This is a genomic window from Rubrivirga sp., assembly GCF_049648075.1.
In the GTDB taxonomy this organism is placed as follows: domain Bacteria; phylum Bacteroidota; class Rhodothermia; order Rhodothermales; family Rubricoccaceae; genus Rubrivirga.
Genome location: NZ_JBARYR010000426.1, coordinates 1 through 2,715 on the forward strand (window position 1 = coordinate 1; position 2,715 = coordinate 2,715).

Here is a 2,715-nt window from a genome sequence, read left to right on the forward strand (position 1 = left end):
GTCCCGGAGTCCTCGCCGACGGCGACCGCGATGGTCGAGATGCCGACCGGCCCGCCGTCGAACTTCTCCATCAAGGCCGTCAGGATGCGGGCGTCCATGTCATCGAGTCCGGCCTCGTCCACGTCGAGGGCGTTGAGCGCGTGGTCCGCGACGGCCTGACTGACGCGTCCGTCGCCCGGTCCTGCAGCCGTCTCGACCTCGGCGAAGTCACGTGTCCGGCGGAGCAGCTTGTTCGCGATGCGCGGCGTGCCCCGGCTCCGCCGGGCGATCTCGAACGCGCCCTGGTCGTCGATGTCGACGCCCAGCAGACCGGCGCTCCTGAGCACGATCTGGTGCAGCGTGTCGACGTCGTAGTAGTCGTACCGGAAGTCGACGCCGAAGCGGGCCCTCAGCGGGGACGTTAGCAGGCCCTTGCGGGTCGTCGCGCCGATCAGGGTGAACGGCGGCAACGAGATCCGTACTGACCGCGCGCTCGGGCCGGAGTCGATCAGGATGTCGATCGCGTAGTCCTCCATCGCCGAATACAAGTACTCCTCCACAACGGGGGACAACCTGTGGATTTCGTCGATGAACAGGACGTCGCCCTCGTTCAGGTTGGTCAACAACCCGGCGATGTTGGCCGGCTTATCGAGGGCGGGACCGGACGTCGTCTTGATCTCGGCGCCCATCTCCTCGGCGATGATGTGGCTCAGCGTGGTCTTGCCGAGCCCGGGCGGGCCGGACAGGATCACGTGGTCGAGGGCCTCGCCGCGTTGCAGCGCGGCCGTCACGAACACGCGGAGGTTGTCCTTGATCTTGGGCTGGCCGATAAAGTCATCGAGGGCGCGGGGGCGCAGGGCCTTCTCAACGTCGGCCTCCTGGCCGGTCGGGGCGGTCGCGTCGCGGGGAGCGGTGTCCATGTGTCTGCTTAGTCAGTTGCCTCAAGGTACCCGGCGGGTGTGACAGGGCGCGTCACACCGTCCTCGAGGGCGCTATCGACCCGTCGAGGCGGGCTCGAACGTTCCCAGATAACGGCCGAGTAGCAACCGCCTTGGGGGTCCCCTTCGCAAGGCGTGAGCCGGTTCTGTCCAAAATCACGGTTGGGGAAGCACATCCTCATTCTCCGACCCCATGCGCCACTGCGTCCTCTGCCTTACGGCTCTCCTCATGAGCCCTCTCGCCTCAGCCCAAACCGAGTGGCCTCTCGGGGTCGTCGACGGCCCTGCCTCGGTGCCTATGGCCCGACCTGCCGAGGCGCCATCGACGGAGTCCCTCCTTCTCCGGGCGGACCTCCTTCTCGAGGCCACTCTCACCGCCGAAGACGCCGCACCCAGCGCTCTTCTTGGGGTTTCCGTCGCCCTCGACGGTGACCGGGCCGTCGTCGGCGCCACAGGTGACAGCGAAGCGGACTCGTCCGCAGGCGCGGCCTACGTCTACGACCGCGTAGACGGTGTCTGGGCGCAGACGGCCAAGTTGATCGGGAGCCGCCCCGTTGAACTCGGGTGGGTGGGCCGGTCGGTCGCGGTTGATGGGGACGTGGTCGTCGTCGGTGGCCATCGCTACAACGACTACACCGGCATCGGGTACGCGTTCGTCCTCGACGAGGATGGAGTGTGGCAGGAAGAGACGCGGTTCACAGCTCAGAGCGCACGGGAGTTCGACAACTTCGGGTTCGACGTCGCGCTAGACGGCAACACCGCAGTGATCGGAGCGCCGCTCGACGACGCAACCGGCGACCAGACGGACGACAGCGGGGCCGCGTACGTCTTTGTTCGCGAGGGCCAGTCGTGGTCAAGGACGCGTCTCACGGCCGACGACGGCGCATCGGGGGACCTGTTCGGGATCTCCGTTGACATCGACGGAGACAGGATCGTGGTCGGTGCCCAGAACACCGAGGCCAGTGACCTCTCGGGCGGCCGGGGGGCCGTCTACGTGTTCCGTCGCGACGGATCAGACTGGGCGCAGGAGTCGCGACTCGTCGCCGACGACACCCTCGGAGGCGACTTCTACGGGCGGTCCGTCGCCATCGAGGGCGACCGGGTTCTCGTGGGCGACCCCTCTGCTGACGCCACGATCGACAGCACCGGCGCAGTCTACGAGTTCGTACGAGACGGGCAGACGTGGACGCAACGGTCCAGAATCGTTGCCGACGAGGCGACCAGTTCTACCGACTCGTTCGGGACCGACGTCGCCCTCAAGGGCGACCGGGCCGTCGTCGGCGCGACCGGGGCCTCTCCCCGTGGCTTACCGACAGGGGTCGCGTACACGTTCGTGCGGACGGACGAGCGCTGGACGCAGGAAGCCACGCTCGTCCCTGAAGGGGGCCAGAGTGGCGATGCATTCGGGTTCGATGTGACCCTCGACGGTGAGCGCGTTCTCGCCGGTGCACGTGGTACAAACGGCGCCGCGGGGTTCAACACCGGGGCGGCCTACGTCTTTTTGGTCTCGTCCCCCGTCAACCTCGAGTCCAGCCTCGAGGCTCACGTCTTCCTCGACCTGTACCCGAACCCGACCTCGACGCGGGCGACGGTCCAGTGGGAACAGGTCCAGACGGGACCCGCTCGTCTCTCCTTGCACGACGTTCTGGGCCGCGAGGTCGCCGTCCTCGAGGAGGGCACGTGTGGAACTGGGACCCATTCCGCGGTGGTCCCCGTCGAGCGGCTCGCACCGGGCGTCTACGTGGTCCGCTTGGTCTCCCTCGGCGCCGTCGCGACGCGGTCGCTGACCGTCGTCCGC

2 protein-coding genes are annotated in these 2,715 nt (G+C 67.7%); one reads left to right on the top strand and one right to left on the bottom strand.

The genetic code is table 11. The features are described from left to right. On the bottom strand, positions 1–899 hold an 899-nt coding region (gene ruvB / locus WBA11_RS12145; protein ID WP_424520943.1), incomplete at its 3' end, for a Holliday junction branch migration DNA helicase RuvB. 316 nt (positions 900–1,215) lie between these two features. Between ruvB and WBA11_RS12150 the strand changes: the two genes are divergently transcribed. Next, positions 1,216–2,715 (top strand): T9SS type A sorting domain-containing protein (locus WBA11_RS12150; RefSeq protein ID WP_424520944.1); only part of this gene is annotated, 1,500 nt, incomplete at its 3' end.